At 35.4% G+C, this 20,260-nt stretch carries 17 protein-coding genes; 8 read left to right on the top strand and 9 right to left on the bottom strand.

Annotation, left to right across the window (positions count from 1 at the left end; translation table 11 throughout):
• Positions 1 to 154: 154 nt before the first annotated feature.
• Together AAC601_RS03940 and pyk are read left to right on the top strand one after the other, a co-directional pair.
• A complete protein-coding gene (locus AAC601_RS03940; RefSeq protein ID WP_303268330.1) occupies positions 155 to 580 on the top strand; it encodes an IPExxxVDY family protein in 426 nt (141 codons plus the stop codon).
• 11 nt (positions 581 to 591) lie between these two features.
• Positions 592 to 2,028 (top strand): pyruvate kinase, encoded by a 1,437-nt coding sequence (pyk, locus tag AAC601_RS03935; RefSeq protein WP_303268329.1) that lies wholly within the window; start codon positions 592 to 594, stop codon positions 2,026 to 2,028.
• A 68-nt stretch (positions 2,029 to 2,096) separates the two neighbouring features.
• Here the strand turns inward: pyk and AAC601_RS03930 are convergent, their stop codons facing one another.
• Both AAC601_RS03930 and AAC601_RS03925 read right to left on the bottom strand, forming a co-directional pair.
• Positions 2,097 to 2,393, bottom strand: a complete 297-nt coding sequence (locus AAC601_RS03930; RefSeq protein WP_303268327.1) for a hypothetical protein — start codon at positions 2,391 to 2,393, stop codon at positions 2,097 to 2,099.
• A 67-nt stretch (positions 2,394 to 2,460) separates the two neighbouring features.
• On the bottom strand, positions 2,461 to 3,909 hold the full coding sequence (locus AAC601_RS03925) for a response regulator (RefSeq protein WP_303268325.1): 1,449 nt from the start codon (positions 3,907 to 3,909) through the stop codon (positions 2,461 to 2,463).
• Between the two features lie 44 nt (positions 3,910 to 3,953).
• Here AAC601_RS03925 and AAC601_RS03920 point away from each other — a divergent pair, with 44 nt between their 5' ends.
• Positions 3,954 to 4,601, top strand: coding sequence for a response regulator transcription factor (locus AAC601_RS03920; RefSeq protein WP_303268323.1), 648 nt, complete (start codon positions 3,954 to 3,956; stop codon positions 4,599 to 4,601).
• A gap of 31 nt (positions 4,602 to 4,632) precedes the next feature.
• Positions 4,633 to 6,897, top strand: a complete 2,265-nt coding sequence (locus AAC601_RS03915) for a patatin-like phospholipase family protein (protein WP_340152527.1) — start codon at positions 4,633 to 4,635, stop codon at positions 6,895 to 6,897.
• A gap of 2 nt (positions 6,898 to 6,899) precedes the next feature.
• On the opposite strand, the gene AAC601_RS03910 is transcribed toward AAC601_RS03915, so the two are convergent.
• The 4 genes from AAC601_RS03910 to AAC601_RS03895 all read right to left on the bottom strand — a co-directional run bounded on the left by AAC601_RS03910 (position 6,900) and on the right by AAC601_RS03895 (position 10,889).
• Positions 6,900 to 7,958, bottom strand: coding sequence for a mechanosensitive ion channel family protein (locus AAC601_RS03910; RefSeq protein ID WP_303268320.1), 1,059 nt, complete (start codon positions 7,956 to 7,958; stop codon positions 6,900 to 6,902).
• Entirely contained in the window at positions 7,951 to 9,288 is a 1,338-nt protein-coding gene (locus AAC601_RS03905; RefSeq protein ID WP_340152526.1) for a serine hydrolase domain-containing protein, read from the bottom strand. Before AAC601_RS03905 ends, AAC601_RS03910 begins: the two co-directional genes overlap by 8 nt.
• 99 nt (positions 9,289 to 9,387) lie before the next feature.
• On the bottom strand, positions 9,388 to 9,675 hold the full coding sequence (locus AAC601_RS03900) for a hypothetical protein (protein ID WP_340152525.1): 288 nt from the start codon (positions 9,673 to 9,675) through the stop codon (positions 9,388 to 9,390).
• A gap of 26 nt (positions 9,676 to 9,701) precedes the next feature.
• Positions 9,702 to 10,889 carry an acyl-CoA dehydrogenase family protein gene (locus tag AAC601_RS03895; protein WP_340152524.1) on the bottom strand — a complete coding sequence of 396 codons (1,188 nt, stop codon included), beginning with the start codon at positions 10,887 to 10,889 and terminating at the stop codon, positions 9,702 to 9,704.
• A 122-nt stretch (positions 10,890 to 11,011) separates the two neighbouring features.
• Here AAC601_RS03895 and AAC601_RS03890 point away from each other — a divergent pair, with 122 nt between their 5' ends.
• The 4 genes from AAC601_RS03890 to AAC601_RS03875 are packed head-to-tail and all read left to right on the top strand — an operon-like array spanning position 11,012 to position 15,806.
• Positions 11,012 to 12,004 (top strand): tryptophan 2,3-dioxygenase family protein, encoded by a 993-nt coding sequence (locus AAC601_RS03890; protein ID WP_303268312.1) that lies wholly within the window; start codon positions 11,012 to 11,014, stop codon positions 12,002 to 12,004.
• Between the two features lie 7 nt (positions 12,005 to 12,011).
• Positions 12,012 to 13,847: a toxin-antitoxin system YwqK family antitoxin gene (locus tag AAC601_RS03885; protein ID WP_303268310.1), complete on the top strand. Its 1,836-nt coding sequence runs from the start codon at positions 12,012 to 12,014 to the stop codon at positions 13,845 to 13,847.
• A 19-nt stretch (positions 13,848 to 13,866) separates the two neighbouring features.
• Entirely contained in the window at positions 13,867 to 15,441 is a 1,575-nt protein-coding gene (locus tag AAC601_RS03880) for an FAD-dependent oxidoreductase (RefSeq protein WP_303268309.1), read from the top strand.
• Positions 15,438 to 15,806 carry a CoA-binding protein gene (locus tag AAC601_RS03875; protein WP_303268308.1) on the top strand — a complete coding sequence of 123 codons (369 nt, stop codon included), beginning with the start codon at positions 15,438 to 15,440 and terminating at the stop codon, positions 15,804 to 15,806. The genes AAC601_RS03880 and AAC601_RS03875 overlap by 4 nt, the downstream gene beginning before the upstream one ends.
• Before the next feature lie 151 nt (positions 15,807 to 15,957).
• Here the strand turns inward: AAC601_RS03875 and hisB are convergent, their stop codons facing one another.
• The 3 genes from hisB to AAC601_RS03860 all read right to left on the bottom strand — a co-directional run bounded on the left by hisB (position 15,958) and on the right by AAC601_RS03860 (position 20,108).
• Positions 15,958 to 17,055, bottom strand: a complete 1,098-nt coding sequence (gene hisB / locus AAC601_RS03870) for a bifunctional histidinol-phosphatase/imidazoleglycerol-phosphate dehydratase HisB (protein ID WP_340152523.1) — start codon at positions 17,053 to 17,055, stop codon at positions 15,958 to 15,960.
• A 119-nt stretch (positions 17,056 to 17,174) separates the two neighbouring features.
• Positions 17,175 to 19,346, bottom strand: a complete 2,172-nt coding sequence (gene rnr / locus AAC601_RS03865; RefSeq protein ID WP_340152522.1) for a ribonuclease R — start codon at positions 19,344 to 19,346, stop codon at positions 17,175 to 17,177.
• A gap of 60 nt (positions 19,347 to 19,406) precedes the next feature.
• Positions 19,407 to 20,108 carry a 3'-5' exonuclease gene (locus AAC601_RS03860; RefSeq protein WP_340152521.1) on the bottom strand — a complete coding sequence of 234 codons (702 nt, stop codon included), beginning with the start codon at positions 20,106 to 20,108 and terminating at the stop codon, positions 19,407 to 19,409.
• Between the last annotated feature and the right edge of the window lie 152 nt (positions 20,109 to 20,260).

Genomic DNA, 20,260 nt, shown 5'->3' with positions numbered 1-20,260 from the left:
ATTTTAGAATTTTAGTTTTAAATACTCCGCAAAGAAATGTATTTCCCCCATTAATGTCAAACAATTTTTTTCCTTTCGTCCAAGTATTTTGCTTTTTGTTGCAACTTTATTAATCAAGTTTTAGATTAAATTGAAATATTCATAACTTGATCACATGAACAATAAATTGTTACAAGATACCTTCAAGGTTGATTTTCAACTTCTGGCCATCTCCTCTGCATTGACCGATTTTCAAATGGCCTGGCATATAAATCAACATACTCATTTTACTCTAAAAAGAACAAAGGACCATTTTATTGAACTTAAAAAAGGGCTTCACCTCAACACTTCTTGTTTTCGACATCAAACAGAGAACATTTCCATAAAATTACTGAAAAATAAATTAAATGAAAGTGAGGCTCAGCAAGCTTTCCTAATTCCAGAAATGAAAAATATTGATTATTTCCTCATTATACAAGATGATACTGAAGAATTGGAAATACTTAATGTAAAAAGTACACTAAGTAAAATAAAAAATGTAATTTTGATTCAAATATTGGATGCCAACCGGCTGAAATCGGTTGTGAACCTAATGACATAAATCTATTTACAATGAAAAAAGAAAGCATCAAATTTAACAAATCAAAAATAGTAGCAACAGTTGGCCCAGCTTCCAACACTAAAGAAATGTTACAAAAGTTAGTAAAAGCAGGTGCGGATGTTTTTAGACTCAACTTCTCACATGGCGACCATAAAGTCCATCAGCAAACTTTGCAATATATTGAAGAAATCAATAGAGAATGGGGCACTAACGTCAGCATACTTCAAGATTTACAAGGCCCAAAAATTAGACTTGGGGAGATTAAAGGTGGCTGTGTCAACATTAAGGCTGGAGACGAATTTATCATAACAACTCAAGAAATGGAAGGAGATGCTAAGAAAGCATCTACTACTTATCAAGGCCTCCCCTCTGATGTCAAAAAAGGCGATCTTATTCTAATTGATGACGGTAACATTCAGTTGGAAGTTCTGTCATCTGATAAAACGGAAGTAAAAACTAAAATTATTTATGGAAATGAATTGAAATCAAAAAAAGGTATCAATCTCCCTTTTACAAAAGTTTCAGCCCCTAGTTTAACAGACAAAGATTTAGAAGATCTAAAATTTGGCCTTAAAAATGAAGTAGACTGGATTGCTTTATCATTCGTACGTTCTGCTGCAGATGTTCTTGATTTAAAAAACAGAATTAAATACAACGGAAAAGATTGCAAAGTAGTAGCGAAAATAGAAAAACCGGAGGCATTGAAAGATATTGACAATATTATTGAAGCCACAGATGCAGTTATGGTGGCTCGTGGAGATTTAGGAGTAGAAATCCCGATGGAAGATGTTCCTTTAGCTCAAAAAATGATCATCAAAAAATGTAATGATGCATGTAAACCTGTGATTGTAGCTACACAGATGATGGAAAGTATGATCGAAAACCCTAGGCCTACTAGGGCAGAAACAAATGATGTGGCCAATGCAATTTTAGATGGTGGGGATGCAGTTATGCTATCTGCCGAATCAGCAGCGGGACAATATCCTGTTGAGTCTGTCTTGAGCATGTCTAATACTATTGCAAGCATTGAAAAACATGATTCTATCTACCACAAATACGGCCATGTATCGCGAAATTCCGCGACTTTTAACAGCGATAATTTAGTGCAAACAGCTTGTAAGCTAGCTGAGGAAACCAATGCAAAAGCTATTGTTGGAATGACCAAATCTGGATATACTGCTTACAGATTAGCAAGTCACCGTCCAAAAGCGGGAATCTTCATTTTCACTGGAAATCATGATTTGCTAGAAACCATTAATCTGGTATGGGGTGTAAGGGGCTACATTTATGAAAATTATGAAAGTACCGATAAGACCTTTGCTGACATTGAGAAAACTTTGAAAAGAGATAATCATGTTCAAAGCGGTGATATCATCATTTTAATGGCGAGTATGCCAATCAAAGAAAAGAATAGAACTAATATGTTGAAAGTAACTGAGGTAAAATAGTAAGGGATTATGCAAAATATAAGCTATCTAAATAGATCGATAGCTTATATTTTTTAAAATTTAAAAATTTATCTAGTCGTATTAAATTTATCCTTTAAGTTCTGCCAGGCACTTTTTAGTCCGTCTAATTGACCATCTGCTTTAGATTTTAATTCTTGAACGTCTTCTTCATTGGCATTTTCCAGCTTATCAATAAAAGCTTCTATTTTATCCATATTAGATTCCAATTCTTTTGCTTCCTTACTGCCTTCTAACTGGCCTTCAGCATAAGCTCCTTTGGTTTCTGCCTTCAACTTATTAAAATCGGCTTTCCATTCCTCGTATTGTGAAACAAGTTTTTGCTTTAAAGCATCTTTCGTATCCATAATTTGATTATTTACATTAAAAAGTACTTTAATATTAACCCTTTAGAATAAATATTGTTACATCAAGCTAATTTTCAATCTCCTTAGAATTGTTATTTATTTTCTTTCTTAGAGGTATTTCTACAAAAACTAAGGTGCCGTCTTTTGATTCAATGGTCATTTTTCCAGACAAACTTTCCGCTCTTTTATTCATATTAAACAACCCAAAACTGAAGTCTGAATTGAGCTTTTTCTCTACGTCAAATCCTTTCCCATTATCTTCGATGGTCAATTGTAAAATATTGTCATATCGTGTTAATTGTACAAAAACTTCAGTTGCATTAGCATATTTAATTATATTATTCAATGATTCTTGAGTTATTCTGAAAAGATTATATTCAATGTTCAAATCTTCAATTCTTTTATCAAGATTGGTGTAGAAATTGAATTCAGTATCATCTAAAGTGTTATTAAATTCTCCAATAAGCTCTTTTATAGTATCAACAAATCCGAAATCCTCTACGGACTTAGGAATCAACTCGTACGCAATACTTCTCGTCTCCTGCAATCCTTTTCTTAAGAATTTAACACCCTGTTTGAATTTTTCAAGTTCATTTTCTGAAATCTGAATTGATTGTTCATCCAAAGATTCAAAATTCAAAAGTGCTATAGTCAGGGTCTGTTGAAGTCCGTCATGAATATCTCTAGCTATTTTACTTTTTTGTCGATCCTCAGCCTCAATTACGGCAGACATGATTTTTTCTTCATGATTAATCCGATCTGTTATATCCTGACTTACCATAAGAAATCCACTTAGCTCATTCTTGGAATGTAAAGGACCAATAACTGTCGAAAACCATTGGAAATTTTCATAAAAATTAAAGGCTCGCGTAATAATATTATGACTTTTTTTGGTTCTAACCACTCTAGCCATTGTTTGAAAAAGCTTTTTTAATTCATCATCAGGTAAATAGTCAGAAATATTTTTTCCAATGCTAGCCTTCGTCAGGGCAGTAGTTTCTTGATTTATTTCCAAAATATTTCCATCCAAATCGGTATGTATAATCTGGGCAGGAACATTATCTGAGATTATTTTCAGCTTTTCAGATGTCTCAATCAACTGTTTGTAATAATAGTCTTTCTGTCTTAATGCAACTACCATCTGGAATGCATTATCAATATCAAATTTTAAGCCGTCAAAATTGTCCGACTTTTCGTGAAACCTATAAATATTTACTTTATTAATAGCTTGCAGCATCACCTCGTGATTCACTACACCTGTTAATAATATCCTACCAACATTTGGCTGAATGTTTTGAATGGCCTGTAAGAATTCAATTCCGTCCATCAATGGCATGATTTGATCCGTTAAGATCACATCAACCTCATTTTTTTTGAGGAATTTTATGGATTTGTTAGGATCACTAAAGCCTATAATTTCATAATAATCTTCTAAATTAGCTTCCAGTATGGCTAGATTGATTTCGTCATCATCAAGATAAAATACTCTTGGTTTTTTATTTTTACTATCTTCCATAGTTTAATTTTTACAGTTGTATAAAGTTATTATTATATTTCGGAATGATAAAAGTTTTGTTAGTTGATGACCACCGTTTAATCCGGGACGGGATAAGGTTTTATCTGGAAAAAGAAGAAAATGAGATCACTATTGCCGGTGAAGCTAGCGACGGAAAACAAGCTTTGATTTTTTTAGAAAAAAATCCTGAAGCAGTTGATGTAATGCTGACCGACATCAGTATGCCTGAAATGAATGGTGTCGAATTAGCAGCAGAAGTACATAAAGCATTTCCCGAAGTGAAAATTATCGCACTTACAATGATAAAAGACAGCCAGTATGTAAAGCAAATGTTACAAGCTGGGGCCTCAGGATACCTATTAAAAAACGCAAGGGAGAAAGAGATTGTAGATGCGGTGAAGACTGTATTTCAAGGGGATACTTATTATGCTCAGGAAGCTACCAAAGCCATTATGGACTTCATGAGCAAGAAGAAACAAGACGCTGATGTAGTTGCCATCTCCAAAAGAGAAAAAGAAGTATTGAGACTAATTATTGATGAATTAAGCAATCAAGAAATTGCAGATAAATTATTTATTAGCATAAGGACTGTGGAAGCGCATAAGAGGAATTTAATGGAGAAAACGGGCTCAAAAACTTTGGCAGGTTTAGTAAAATATGCCATCAACAACTTCCTATTTGAAGATTTATAGAAGTGCCTTGTTATAAGGAAATGATATATTTATGAAAAAACGTATCCATTCAATAGTCTATTCATTTCCATTTCAATTGATTCTAAATCATTTTAAGAAGAATCAATTATTGTTACTTTGTTGGGTGCTGCTATTTTCAATTATTAATGGCGGCTTTGCAAAAGGGTTAGGCATCCCGTATCTTTTTCTTTCTCCTGAATATTTAAATGAAGTTAGTTTTCAAAGCTATCTGATTGTCGGTTTAACCCTAGGTGGATTAATAGTGGCCTTTAATATTGCCTCCTACATTTTAGACGGTTATAAATTTCATTTTATCGGCACCATAACCAAACCTTTTTCTAAATTCTCATTAAATAATTCACTTATTCCAATCGCTTTTATAATCAACTATGTTATTCAGGTAATCAATTATCAAATGCTCTATGAATTCATGGGCTTTTGGCAAGCATCTATTCTTGCCTCTGCTGTTCCCTTGGGTATTTTTATATCTATTTTTATTTTACAGCTTTACTTTTGGTTCACCAATAAAGATTTTAGGGAAGTATTAGCCGAACGTGTAGAGAAAAGAATAAAGAAACTTACGATTGGAAGGATTGCAGCAGTTAAATATCACAAAGATCTTAAAAAACAGCAAACTGAAGTAGTAGGTTTTTTCGATTTGAAATTCAAATGGGTAAAAGTTAATCAACAAGATGATAAAAAAATATTTGGGGTCATTAACAGTATCTTTGATCAAAATCATCTTAATACGGTAATAGCAGAGCTTTTTATTTTTGTTATTATCCTAATTTTAGGGGCCTTTAGGGATTACCCATACTTTCAAATTCCTGCAGCTGCAAGTGCAGTTCTTTTTATTAGCATCATATTAATGGCAGTTGGAGCTATCACCTTTTGGTTTCGATCCTGGGCAATTACGGGGGCAATTACCATCTTCTTTCTTATCAATTATCTATCTACAGTTGACTTCATAAGTAAAACGCATTATGCCCACGGACTTGATTATGAAACCGAAGCAACTCTTTATAGTCAAAATGCTATTGACAAATTGAGTAATGATACCGTAATAAACGAGGATAAAAACACTACTTTAAAAATTCTAAATAATTGGAGACAGCGATTTGAACAAAAACCTAAAATGATTTTGCTAACTGCCAGTGGTGGCGGACAGCGGGCAGCATATTGGACAATGAATGCACTGCAAAAGGCAGACAGTATCACTAACGGAAACCTCTTTAAACATACCGTTAGTATTTCAGGTGCATCAGGAGGGTTAATAGGAGCCGCCTACTTCCGAGAGCTTAAATATTTAGAGAAAAAAAATAATGACATTAACATTTACGACTCTCAATATCTATCAAACATTGGAAAAGAAGCTCTCAACCCTATAATATTTAGTTTACTGACCAATGACATTTTCTTTCGATATCAGTCTTTTGACTATGGCGGATATAGCTACCCGAAAGATAGAGGATATGCGTTTGAGCAGAAGCTAAATAGAAACTTAGGGGGGATTTTAAATAAGAGAATCATTGATTATAAAGAACCTGAATTGAAAGCTGAAATCCCTATGTTACTGTTAGCGCCAACCAGCGTTAATGACGGTAGGAAATTATACATTACCCCAAATAGTACTAGCTATATGTCTAGCAAATCCATTACTGATGATTCATTGAATACATTGATGGATAATAGAAGTATTGATTTTTTAAGGATGTTCAAAGATCAGGGTTCGGAAAATCTTAGCTTTTTGACTGCGCTGAGAATGAGTGCTTCGTTTCCATATATAACTCCCAACGTAAACCTTCCTAGCAATCCTAGTCTTGAAATTATGGATGCAGGTTTAGCAGATAATTTTGGGGTAAGTGATGCCGTTTTATTTTTGTACAACTTTAAAGATTGGATTGCAGAAAACACTTCTGGTGTCATTATTTTAACCATCAGAGATTCTAAAAAAGCAGCAATAATTGATAAAAAACAGAACTTATCGATTTTAGAAAAACTCTTTACTCCTATCAGTAACATATATAATAACTGGTCCAATGTGCAAGATACACGTAATGATTTACTAATAGAATATGCCTCAGAATGGTTTGACGGTAACTTAAGTCATGCCATGCTAACTTATGATGCAGGACAAACTATTTCTGACGATAGCATTAAAAAGATGACCCATATACAAGAAAGGGCATCCTTAAACTGGCGTTTGACTGGTCGCGAAAAGTATAATATAAGAAATGCAATCAACAGTAGTGAAAATCAAAAAACTTTATACTGGTTACATCAAACATTGAAATAGCTTCATTGAGTCATCTCCAATCTGGTTTTTGGTAATGCCGTAGGATAATTTTCCTGTATAAATACTAACATCTTTTCTCTAACGAAACATTTTAAGTCCCAAGCTGTTGGGGAGTCCTTTGCTGACATTAACATTCGGATCTGCATTGTTTTTTCAGTGCAGTCTGTAACCTGAAGGACTTGAACATTTTTATTCCATAAATCAGTATTTGCCAAAATTGACTCAAATTCATTCCTTAATTCATCAATTGGAATTGTGTAATCGGTAAATAAAAAGACACTACCTATGATATCTGCAGAATTTCTAGTCCAGTTTTGAAAGGTTTGTTCGGTGAAATAAGTAATTGGAAGCACCAACCGTCTTTGATCCCAAATCTTTACTACAACATAGGTCAAGTTTATTTCTTCTATCCATCCCCATTCCTTTTCGACAAATACAGCGTCTCCAATTTTAATTGGCTGAGTAAAAGCAATTTGTATTCCTGCCAATAAATTCCCAATAGTTTTTTGCGCAGCCAAACCTATAATTATACCAGCTACACCGGCAGATGTCAAAAAAGTTGCTCCATATTTTCTTACTCCTTCAAATTGTAATAAGAATAAACTCAATCCAATCATGGTAATTAAGAAAATGACAATTTTTCGAACAAAGATAACTTGCGTAATTACTTGCCGCTGTTTCAGGTTATCAGCATGAGAAATATTAAACCTTTGATTGAGAACATCTTGAAAAAAATAAATTAGTCGGATAGCCACTATAGTGAAAGAAGCGATAATCAGTGATTCTGTTATCAATAGCAACCAGTCGTTAATGTTTACCCCTAATTCTAAACTCGGAATTAGACTATGCATAATCAGCATTGGAATGAACAGAAAAATACTTCCTTTAAAACGGTTTTCCAGAATTCCTATCAGTTCTCTGTCATCCTTTTTATTAAGGACAAGTAAAGTTTTGAAGAATAAATATCGGATGATAATCCCAATAATAATTGAGACACACGTACAAACAAATAAGCGTAAAAAAGGCGTTTCTATTCCAATAGAATCAAAATATTCAATCATCAGTGCTTTCTACTTCTTTCTTTAATTTAAACTTCATTCCATTTTGTTCCAAAGTAAGCAAGCTATTTTCAGAATCAAAAACTATTTTGATTCCAGCAGGATCAAACTTAAAACTATAGGGATTAATAGCTGTCAATGGAAAAGCTGATTGCCCTGTTGCTTGAGCCATCAATTGACTATTATCTGCAATTGAAATTGTTATTTTTAACGGGAAGGTTTCTGAGCTGTAAACACCTTCAAAATCAATAAGTTCTTCTCGCTGCAGTGCAACACCTGCTTTGAAATCAGGTATTTCAAATTCTTTCCCGAAATAGGCTGCTAAAAGCCCAAGTAATATATCATTCCTTTTATAACTAACTGCATTGCATAAAATCACGACAGTTAAATTTTCGGACTCTAGGTGGACAGCCACCGACTGAAATCCATCGATACCTCCTGTATGGCCCAATATTTTTTGATCATAGTAGGGCATTTGGAATAATCCGTAACCAAAACCATCTTTAATCTCTTTCATTTTACTCAAGGATGACTCTTCTAATATTTCACCATTAAACAAAGCTTCGTAAAATATCGCAACCTCTTTTGCTGTTGCTGAAATTCCTCCTGCCCCCATTGTAATCATCATATTAGTTTCGGGAGAAACCTCCCATTGGGCTGTCCTGAAATATGAGACAGATGCATTTGCCGATTGATCTATTGCTTTCGCAAAATATGTATTTTCAAGTTTTAGGGGAACCAAAATCTTTTCCTTTAGGATATCTCCGTATTTCAACCCGTAAACATCCTCCAAAATATAAGACAATAAAACATAGGCTGTATTGGAGTATTCATGTCCTTCATCAGGTCTAAAGTTATTTTTTGTAGATAATAAAATCTCCAACATTTCAGACTTTGTCTTTGCCTGTGTCATATACTGGACATAGAAAGGTGAATTTGTAAAATTATATAAGCCGCTTCTGTGCTGTAGCATATGGCTTATTGATATTTGATCAGAATTTTCAAATTCAGGATAAAACTTGGATAGTTTATCATCTAGTTTTAACAGCCCCTCCTCTACTGCCTTCATTACAAGCGTTGCAGTGTAAGTTTTGGATATAGAACCTATTCGGAATAAAGTGATAGGATTATTCTTCTGCTTAGATTTGATTTCAGCAAAACCGTAGGCTTTTTGATACAATAGTTGGCCATCTTTCAGAACAGCAACGGAACCCATTCCTTCATCGTGCTCTTCAATGGCATTTAGTAAACTGTCTGCTTTTGAGCTACCATAATCTTGCGCAGATGCAAGTTGGCAGGAAAGGAATAGTAAGGTTGATATTAATATCTTCATAATTATTGTTTTCAGCTATGAAGATAAACAAAATAACTTCCAGTGGAAATGCACAATAAAATTTCATAAAAAAGGCCAGGAAAACCCTGGCTCTTAGTTCTATTTTAATTTATCCTTGGTTTGGTTAATTATGTCCTTAAAAGCTTCTGTGGACGAAAAAAAAGCGTCACTCAATTCCTGAGCTGCTATATCTCCAAAATTTTCGACTCTAGAGTATTTCTCTTCTAGCTCATTTTGCAGTTTTTCCAACCTTGTCAGATTCTCCGCAATCTCATCCTTGCGCTCAGACTGAGCATTTCGCGCTTCTGCTTTTAATACCTCAAATTCCGTTTTTAATTCTTTTATTTTCTTTGTAGATGAGTTCTTAAATTCTTCAAATTTTTCCATTAATCCATTTGATTTATGTTAAAAAATTATTCAAATGCTGCAATTCCAGTAATTTCTTTCCCTAAGATCAACAAATGAATATCGTGTGTTCCTTCATACGTTATTACAGACTCGAGGTTTGCCATATGTCGCATCATTGGATAATCTCCAGTAATTCCCATTCCCCCGTGAATTTGTCTTGCTTCTCTAGCAATATTTAATGCTATTTCCACCGCATTACGCTTTGCAAGTGAAATTTGAGGCGTTGAGGCTTTGCCCTCATCCATTAATTGTGCCAGTCTATAATTTAACAATTGCGACTTGGTGATTTCCGTCAACATCTCTGATAACTTCTTCTGAGTCAACTGGAAAGAAGCAATTGGCTTACCGAACTGGATACGTTCTAAGGAATACCTTCTTGCTGAATCATAGCAATCCATTGCAGCTCCAATAGCACCCCAGGCTATTCCGAATCTGGCAGAATCTAAGCATTTCATGGGAGCACCTAATCCTGATTTTCCTTCTAATAAATTTTCCTTTGGTACTTTCACATTATCAAAAACTAATTCACCGGTAGTGCTCGCCCGTAAAGACCATTTGCCGTGAGTTTCCGGAGTGGTAAACCCTTCCATGCCTCTTTCTACAATCAATCCGTGGATTCTTCCTGATTCATCTTTAGCCCATACAACAGCAACATCACACTTAGGGGAATTGGAAATCCACATTTTTGCACCATTAAGAAGATAATGGTCTCCTTTATCCTTAAAATTAGTTGTCATGCCTCCTGGATTAGAACCATGATCAGGCTCTGTTAATCCAAAACTTCCCAGCCATTCACCTGATGCTAATTTCGGTAAATACTTCTTTCTTTGGGCTTCATTTCCAAAAGCATAAATCGGATACATCACCAATGAACCCTGAACCGAGGCTGTTGATCGCATCCCTGAATCTCCCCTTTCAATCTCTTGCATGATGAGTCCATAAGAAACATAATCTAAACCTCCACCGCCATACTCTTGTGGAATAGTTGGACCAAAGGCTCCTACATCACCAAACTTTTTTACTATTTCATATGGAAAATGTGCATTTTGTGCCCATTCCTCAATATTGGGACTGATTTCTTTTTTCACAAAATCTCTGACTGATTGTCTGATTAATTTGTGTTCTTCTGTTAGCAACCCATCTAAATCGTAAAAATCCGGTGACTCAAATTGGTCGGTTGATTGATTAGTCATAAATATTTAGTCGTTTTTATTTTTGTAACTTTGTTAGCTCAATTGAATAGTGCAAATTTAAAAGTATTTTCAAGAAACCTTCAAAAAAGGGGAAATTTGCACTAATACTTATTTTTTAACCTATGAACACAGAACAGATCAATAAAAGTTTAGAAAAACTGAATCTTAAGTATCAGTCAATGGGACAGGACTTATCAGCTTATCTTGACGGATTACTTTTATCAAACTACACTACTTATTGGGACTACATAAGTGTTGATACACTATTAACTCTTCAAAGACCAAAGACGGACTTCCCCGATGAAGAAATTTTCATCATGTATCATCAAATTACGGAGCTCTATTTCAAAATGTGCCTCAATGAAATGGAACAAATTGCTAATAATGGTCAGATTATTGGCGAAAACGGAGAAGATTTAGGTTGGAATGAGAAATTAGACGTTGGCTTTTTCCTTAGAAGAATAAACAGAATGAATAAATACTTTGAGACTTTAACTCATTCATTCGATATTATGGTCCAAGGAATGGAAAAAGAACAGTTCCAAAGATTTCGAATGGCTCTTTTACCAGCAAGTGGATTTCAATCCGCGCAATATAGGTTAATTGAATTTGCATCCACTCCGCTAATTCATTTGGTTAGAAAAGAGAAAAAAGAGGCCTGCGAAAATGCATCTCTTGAAGAAAAATATGAGCATATTTATTGGAAAGAAGGGGCAACAGAAGTGGAAACAGGCCAAAAAACACTGACCCTAGAGCAATTTGAAAAAAAATACAAAGAGGAATTTCTTGAATGGATTAAACGTTTTCAGGATAAAAATATTTATTTAAAATATTTGTCACTTGACCAAGACTCTAAAAACAATGAAAAACTAAAGGAAGCTTTGCGAAACTTTGATTTGAATGTAAATGTTTTTTGGCCTCTGGTTCACTACAAATCTGCGGTCAGGTATTTACAACAAGAGAATAAGGATGTGCCTGCAACAGGTGGTACAAATTGGCAGCAATATTTACCCCCTAGGTTCCAAAAACGTATCTTTTTCCCTGAACTATGGTCAAAGAAAGAGATAGAAGAATGGGGAAAGGGATGGGTCATTAAAGAGATTTTTGGAGAGTAAAAAAAGTATGAAGATAGTTTTCAGCATCATATTGACATTAGTTCCATACCTACTTTCAGCGCAAAGCAAGGAGGTTAAAGTCTATTACGATGACGAAAGAGAGCATTTAAAAGAACGCTATTTTGTTAAAGATTTGGATCCCAGCATTCTATATGGAACCTATGAATCCTATTATATCTCTGGAGAATTAAAAAGTAAGGGTCAGTATATTAATGACGAGACCTACGGCCAATGGAAATATTACTATGAAAATGGAAAGCTGAAAATGCAAGGCCAGCTTAAAAATAATTCCAATCATGGGCTGTGGTCTTATTACTTTGAAAACGGGGAACTGAGAATGGAGGGAAGAATTTATGATGGACAGCGCCAGAGCCTCTGGAAATATTATTATGAGACAGGGATCATTAAAAGTGAAGGAGAGTACAAGGACGACCAAAAAAATGGACTTTGGACAAATTACTCTGAAAATGGCAATTTAAAGGCTAAGGCAATTTATAAAAACGGAAATGGAATTTACAAAGAGTTTTATCCAAGTGGGAACCTAAAATCAGAGGGATTCATTAAAGATGAACAAAGTGATAGCCTGTGGAAAAATTATTACAAAACCGGTAATTTAAAGTCTAAGGGAAACTATAAGGAAGGTGCTAAGGAAGGAAGATGGGTATATTTCTATGAGGATGGAAAACTATCAGGAGAAGGGAGTTATGTTGATAATTTGAGTCATGGAAAATGGGTGTATTACCATTCTAATGGCCAAGTAAGCGCTGAAGGAGCTGAGAGAGAGGGTAAAAAAGAAGGATACTGGAAACTTTACTTTGAGGATGGTAGATTAAAAGGAGAAGGGATTTACGATGCGGGCAGTGGTGAATACAAAGAATTTTATGAAAGCGGAAAACTAAAATTAAAGGGCTCAGTGGTTGATGGGAAAAGCGAAGGGAAATGGGAGTATTTTTACGAATCTGGCGAAAAAGAAGGAAAAGCGGAGTTTGAAAATGGTAAAGGAGAATTTATTGGATATTATCTCAATGGTGATATCAAAATGAAAGGCTTAATTGAAGATGGAGTAAAAATTGGGACATGGGAATTGTATGACGACAATGGCAAATTAGCAGGCTATTATAAGCCTATTTATGAAGATTATGAACCGCTATTAAGAACCGCTAAAAGTCCAAATGAATTATCAGATGAAAACCCACAGTACAATAAGCCAGATTATAGATATAAATCAAAAAGCACCTCTTATTTCAAATCAAGAAACAATGATTTTCCTACATTAATTCTTCAGGCCAATCCATTTAATATGCTTTTTGGTGACTTGCAAGTTGCTTTGGAGTACAATATCCAGCAAAGGATAGGATACGAATTACTTTATCATACTTTTAGAAATCCTTTTTTTGCAAACTCTCTAAATTTACGGGCGGGTGATAACTTTTTTCAAGGGTTCGGATTTAGTTTTAGGCAAAGGTTTTACCATAAAGACACTAAATTCGGAATGCCCTACTTCGGCCATTCCATCTCGTACACTAATGTAGATAGATTCAAATATTACGAAGATGATTCAGGTACCGATGTGCTTTCTGCTGAAATGAATTCACAAGGTATCCGTTATGGTCTACTGGTGGGAAGTAGGATTTTACAAAACCTTAATGATAATGGGTTTACATTTGATATTAACCTTGGCATCAACTTCAATTACTATTTCTTCGGAGAAGTTATAAACGAAGGTGAAAAAGTAGGGATCTTTGAAGATATAAAAAGTTCAAGTTTTAAGTTGCAGCCAATAGTTGGCCTTTCCTTTGGTTATGTTTTTAAACTTAAGAATGTAAAGACCTTAAATCCGTAGCCAGCATACAAGAAATAAAATGATAGAAAAAGAAGTAGTTCTAAAGCCAGAAGAGGCTTTCAACGAGGAAGAGGTTTTAGCGGTAATTCAAAAAAAGTTAGGATTAAAATCAACCCAAGATTTTAGAATTTCCAAGCGGTCGATTGATGCTCGTTCAAAGGAAGTAAAAGTACGGATTAAAGTTGACATAAGTCAAAATGAGCCTTTTCCAGCTAGAATAAACTATAAAATTGAGGACTTGCCCGAGGTTCATAATGCGCGACAATCAGCCATTATTATTGGAGCAGGACCAGCTGGTTTATTTTCAGCATTACGACTAATTGAACTCGGATGGAAACCCATTATTTTAGAACGAGGGAAAGACGTTAGATCTCGAAGGAGAGATTTGGCTGACATCAATAAAAAGCATATTGTAAATTCCGAAAGTAATTATTGCTTTGGTGAAGGCGGTGCTGGCACCTATTCTGACGGAAAGCTCTACACCCGTTCCAAAAAAAGAGGAGATATCTATAGAATTTTGGAAATTTTAGTGGCTCATGGTGCTAAAGAAGATATCATGATCGATGCTCACCCTCATATTGGAACTAACAAACTTCCGAAAATCATCCAAAACATCAGAGAAACCATATTGGCACATGGAGGAGAAGTCCATTTTGACACCAAGGTCACAGGATTTAAGGTGGAAAAACATGAGCTTAAATCTGTAAGCACCGCAAGTGGACACGAATTCAAAGCAGATGCTTTCATTTTGGCAACTGGCCATTCCGCCAGAGATATATTTTACTTATTGCACGAAAATAAAATTCTCATTGAAGCCAAGCCCTTTGCCTTGGGGGTTAGAGTTGAGCATCCTCAACAAATTATTGATAAAATTCAATATAAATGTGAAGAGCGAGGACCATATTTACCTGCTTCTTCCTACTCTCTAGTACATCAAACTTACTTTGAAAATAAGCAAAGAGGTGTATTCTCATTTTGCATGTGTCCAGGTGGTTTTATAGTTCCTGCAGCAACAGAAAGTGGAGAAATAGTAGTTAATGGAATGAGTCCATCAAGGAGGGATTCAAGATTCGCCAATTCTGGGATTGTAGCCGCTATTGAATTAGAAGATATGGTAGATTTTGAAAAGTTTGGTTCATTGAAAGGCTTAGAATTACAAAAATCTATTGAACAAAATGCTTGTAAAATAGGAGGAAATAACCAAACTGCCCCCGCTCAAAGATTAGTAGATTTTACTCAGGGGAAGATTAGTCGTGATTTACCAGACACTTCCTACCAGCCCGGTCTATTTTCAGCTCGTATGGATGAAGTCCTTCCTCCCTTTATAACTGAAAGACTGAAGACTGCCTTTAAAGCATATGGTGAAAAAATGAAAGGTTATTTTACAAATGATGCTGTTGTTGTTGGAGTTGAAAGCCGAACGTCCTCTCCCGTTCGAATCCCTAGAGACAAAGAGACGTTAGAACATACCGAAACTAAAAGACTTTTTCCATGTGGAGAAGGTGCTGGATATGCAGGTGGAATTGTTTCTGCCGCCATGGATGGAGAAAGATGTGCGGAAAAAGTCGTTGAAATTTATCAAAATAAGAAATGAGTAAGAAAACTGTCATTATAGGAGCCACTACCAATCCATCAAGATATGCCTATTTCGCAGCGGATAGATTGACTAATGCAGGACATGAAATCGTTCCTGTGGGTATTAAGAAAGGAGAAGTTTTTGGCGAAGAAATTTTAGATATTCGGAAATCCCCCAAAGTTGATAATGTAGATACTGTCACCCTCTACTTGGGAGCCAGACATCAGCCAGAGTACTACAACTATTTACTCAGTCTCAATCCAAAACGAATCATATTCAATCCCGGAACTGAAAACCCTGAATTGGTAAATTTAGCTAAGGACAAGGGAATCGAAACAGAATATGCATGTACATTGGTCATGTTGGGTAGTGGGGTTTACTAAACCTTCTGAGCAATAAACTCACTGAAATTTAAGACTTCTATGTCACTAAAGTAGAAGTCTTCTTTATTTTCCGTTAGTATCACTTTACAACCCGCTCTTTCAGCAGCACAATATTCAAAACCATCTTTCAAATCATTAATTTTCTACTTGATCACAAAGCCCCTTTAGTGCTAGGCAGATCACTTAATCTACTTTCATCTCTGCTCACTGCCATTTTTATCGCGCGAGCCCATCCTTTGAAAATTGCCTCTATTTTATGATGTTCATTGTCTCCAGACACTTTAACATCTAAATTACACTGTGAAGCATCAGAAAACGATTTGAAGAAATGAAAGAACATTTCCGTAGGCATATCTCCTACCATTTCTCTCTTAAACTCAGCTTTCCAGTTAATCCAGGGTCTTCCACCAAAATCAATAGCTACTTGTGCTAATGCATCGTCCATAGGCAAAAGAAAGCCATAACGATAGATTCCTTTCTTATTCCCAATTGCTAGTTTAAATGCTTCCCCAAGTGCCAAAGCCGTATCTTCAATGGTGTGATGTTCATCCACCTCCAGGTCGCCATCTACCTGAATGGACAAATCCAAGCCCCCATGTTTCCCGAGCTGGTCTAGCATATGATCAAAAAACTTTAGACCAGTAGCATTCGATACTTTTCCACTTCCATCTAAATTCAACTCAATTTTAATATCAGTCTCATTCGTTTTGCGAGTTATAGAAGCTGTCCTTGCTGGCAAAACTAAATATCGTGCTATTTCTCTCCAATCTTTCGATGAAATAGTAGCTTCTGGCAATTCTTCCCCTATGAAAATCGATTTCGCTCCTAGATTTTCAGCTAGCTGAACATCCGTTTTTCTGTCGCCAATCACATAACTGCTAGCTAAATCATATTCATCAGTTAAATATTTATTCAGCATACCTATCCCAGGCTTACGAGTATCTTTTCCCTCTTTTTCAAAACTTCTATCAATATGCTGTTCAACAAAAGTTACCCCCTCAATCTCAAGTTGTTTCAACATCTTATTATGAGCAGGCCAAAAAGTATCTTCCGGGTAAGAATCAGTGCCTAGCCCATCCTGATTTGTGACAATGACCAATTCATAATCTGAATTTTGTGCAATAAATTGCAAGGCACTAATGGCGTAGGGCAAAAACTCCAATTTTTCTAAAGAATCAACTTGGAAATCAGATGGTGGCTCTTGAATGATAGTACCATCTCTATCTATAAACAAAACTTTCTTTTTCATTATTCAGTAATTACAAATTCAAAATTAGTGAAATGAAATTGATTTAAAACAAAAAAAGAAACATCTGAATTCTTCAAATATTTCTTTTCCAAAAACATGAATTAATTCTAGTTCAGAAATCATCCATCAACTTCTTCTTTCTCGCAAAATTCCAAATCAATAGTCCTTTTATCAATATCAGTAGCTTTCACTCTGACTGTAACAGGATCCCCTAAGGTGATCATACGCTTATTGTTTTGACCAATGATTCTATAATTCTTTTCATCAAATTCATAGTAGTCATCAGTCATATCGACTAATCGAACCATGCCTTCGCATTTGGTTTCTATGATTTCTACAAAAATCCCCCATTCTGTCACACCTGTAACCAAGCCATCGAATGCTTTATCTTCTACTGATGCCATAAACTCAACTTGTTTGTATTTAATGGAAGCTCTTTCTGCATCTGAAGCTCTTTTTTCCATTTCAGAGGAATGAAGACATTTGGATTCGAATTCTTCTGCATTAACCGACTTTCCTTGATCTAAGTAATGTTGTAGCAACCTGTGCACCATTACGTCCGGATATCTTCTAATTGGAGATGTGAAATGGGTGTAATACTGGAAAGCCAGTCCAAAGTGAAAGGAGCTCTTAGTAGTATATTTCGCCTTCGCCATGGATCGAATTGCCAGGCTCTCCAAAACATTCTGTTCAGGCTTTCCTTGGATTTCATTCATTAAGGAATTCAAAGATTTTGCCACAGCTTTTTCCTCAATTTCTAATTCATGACCAAATCTTTTAGCAAAAATAGAGAAGGTACTCAATTTCTCTGGATCAGGATAATCATGTTGACGATATACGAAAGTCAGTTTTTGGTCACCTTTCTTTTTGGTTGCAATGAATTCGGCTACTTTTCGATTGGCCAACAACATATATTCCTCCACTAATTTGTGGGCATCTTTTCTCACCTTTGGAATAACTCCAAGAGGTTTACCGTTTTCATCCAACTTAAACTTCACTTCCACCGATTCAAAAGCAATAGCTCCATGCCTAAAGCGAGTTGCTTTCAAATTCTTAGCGATTGCATTAAGCGTGGTAAGTTCTTCGGCATGATCTCCAATTCCTGTTTCCAAAACAGCCTGAGCTTCCTCATAAGCAAACCTTCTATCCGAATGTGTTACAGTTCTACCAAACCATTCATTATGAATTGTTCCTTTATCATCTAATTCAAAAACAGCTGAGAAAGTGAATTTATCTTCATTGGGCCTGAGTGAGCATAAGCCATTTGACAATCTTTCAGGCAACATTGGAATGGTCCTGTCCACTAAATAAACAGAAGTTGCTCTAAAATACGCTTCTTCTTCTAGAAGAGTGCCTGGCTGCACATAATAGGTTACATCTGCGATATGAATTCCGATCTCATAATGACCGTTATCTATTTTTTTGAAAGAAATAGCATCATCAAAATCTTTGGCATCCTCAGGATCGATCGTGAAAGTTGTGGTGCCACGCATATCCCTTCGCTTAGAAATTTCCTTTTCAGGTAATCGGTCACTGATCTTTTCAGACTCTCTAACCACAGCTTCGGGAAATTCCATAGGCAATTCAAATTCCGCCATGATGGAATGGATTTCCGCTTCATTCTCCCCAGCTGGTCCTAAGACTTTAATAACCTTAGCTTCTGGTTTTCGGTCTGTATCTCCCCAACTCTTGATTTCAGCAATTACCTTATCTTGATGCTGAGCTCCTCCCAATTTATCATTATTGATAAAGAAATCAGTATGGATATATCGGCTGTCAGGAATCATAAATGCGTAGCGAACAGATTTATCGATTCGTCCTACAAATTGGGTTTTAGCTCGTTCAACGATCTCAATTACCTTTCCTTCTTCCCTGCCGTCTTTATTTTTCTTGGTGATAACTACTTTTACGGTATCTTTATGAAAAGCGCCTTTCAGCTTATCGGTTTTGACAATGATATCCGTTTCCCTGTCTTCGGAAATGATATAGGCTAATCTTGGATTGACGTGGTCAACTTTTCCGATGATAAATTCAGGTTCTCTAGATGAGACATAGGTAGCTCTGGAAGCTTTTTCAATTTTGCCCTCATTCAATAATTCAACCAGTACTTTATCAATTAGTCGCTTCGCTTCGGCAGTGTTGCTACCCATTGCTTTTGCAATATTTCTAACTGTAAAGGACTTGTGCAGATTAAAATCTAGAATTTGAAGAACTTCTTGTTTAAGTTCTGGTATGCTTTTAATTATTCTTTTGGCCTTTTTTGGGCCTTTTTTATTTCGTTTTTTACTCATGTTTAAAATTAAAATGTTTTGTAAAGGATATGATTAAGTGAATATGAAGAAATCAATAAATCATTCATCCTTAACTTTAATGATTTGCTCTTCTTGCAAGATGGGTTGACCTTTCAATTTGAGGTACAATTGGCAAGTGAGCACTACATCTTTTTCACAATATTCGGCAATTCTTTTTAAATCACCTTCTTTATAATATACTTCATATACTTGGCTTCCGTCAATATCGTCCTTACTAGTGGGTAAATCAAATATGTGGGCCAATAAATCTAATTTGGTATAATGTTTTCTATCACCGAACTTCCACATTTCCAAAGTGTCCGTATATGGTGTTTGCCATGGCTTCATAGCTGAAACGTCCAATATCGAAGGAAGTTTTAAGCCATTGACCAATATTCGTCTGCAAATATAGGGAATATCAAACTCTTTGATATTATGTCCGCAGATAACTGCATTTGTACCGTCAACCTTTTGTAAAATCTCCACTAACTCTTCCAAGAGTTTGGCTTCATTTTTATTAGCTATTGTAGTCAGCCGAAGCTTTCTATTTTTCTCATCTCCAAACATCCAACCTAATGAAGCGACCACAATTTTCCCGAATTCGGCATAAATTCCTGCTCTAGTGTAAATATCTTCTGCTGTTTCTTCATTTTTTGCGAGAAAAGATGCTTTATGTTGCCAAAGCATCTTCTCTTTTTCGGTTAAGTCGTTGTAATATTCGGTTTGTGGGACAGTTTCTATATCGATAAAAAGTATTGCCATCTTAGGTTGGAGTTTAAGTTGAAAGTCGGCTTAAATTATATAAAATATTTTTCAGAGGAAAATTTTACAATAATAACTAATGGAAGGGCGATGATCGGATGTGCAATCCCAGAATCTTAAATTTCAACAAAAAACTTACTAAAACTATCTTT

The sequence above is a fragment of the uncultured Marivirga sp. genome, assembly GCF_963974845.1.
GTDB lineage: Bacteria > Bacteroidota > Bacteroidia > Cytophagales > Cyclobacteriaceae > Marivirga > Marivirga harenae.
This window is presented reverse-complemented; position numbering and strand designations above follow the sequence as displayed.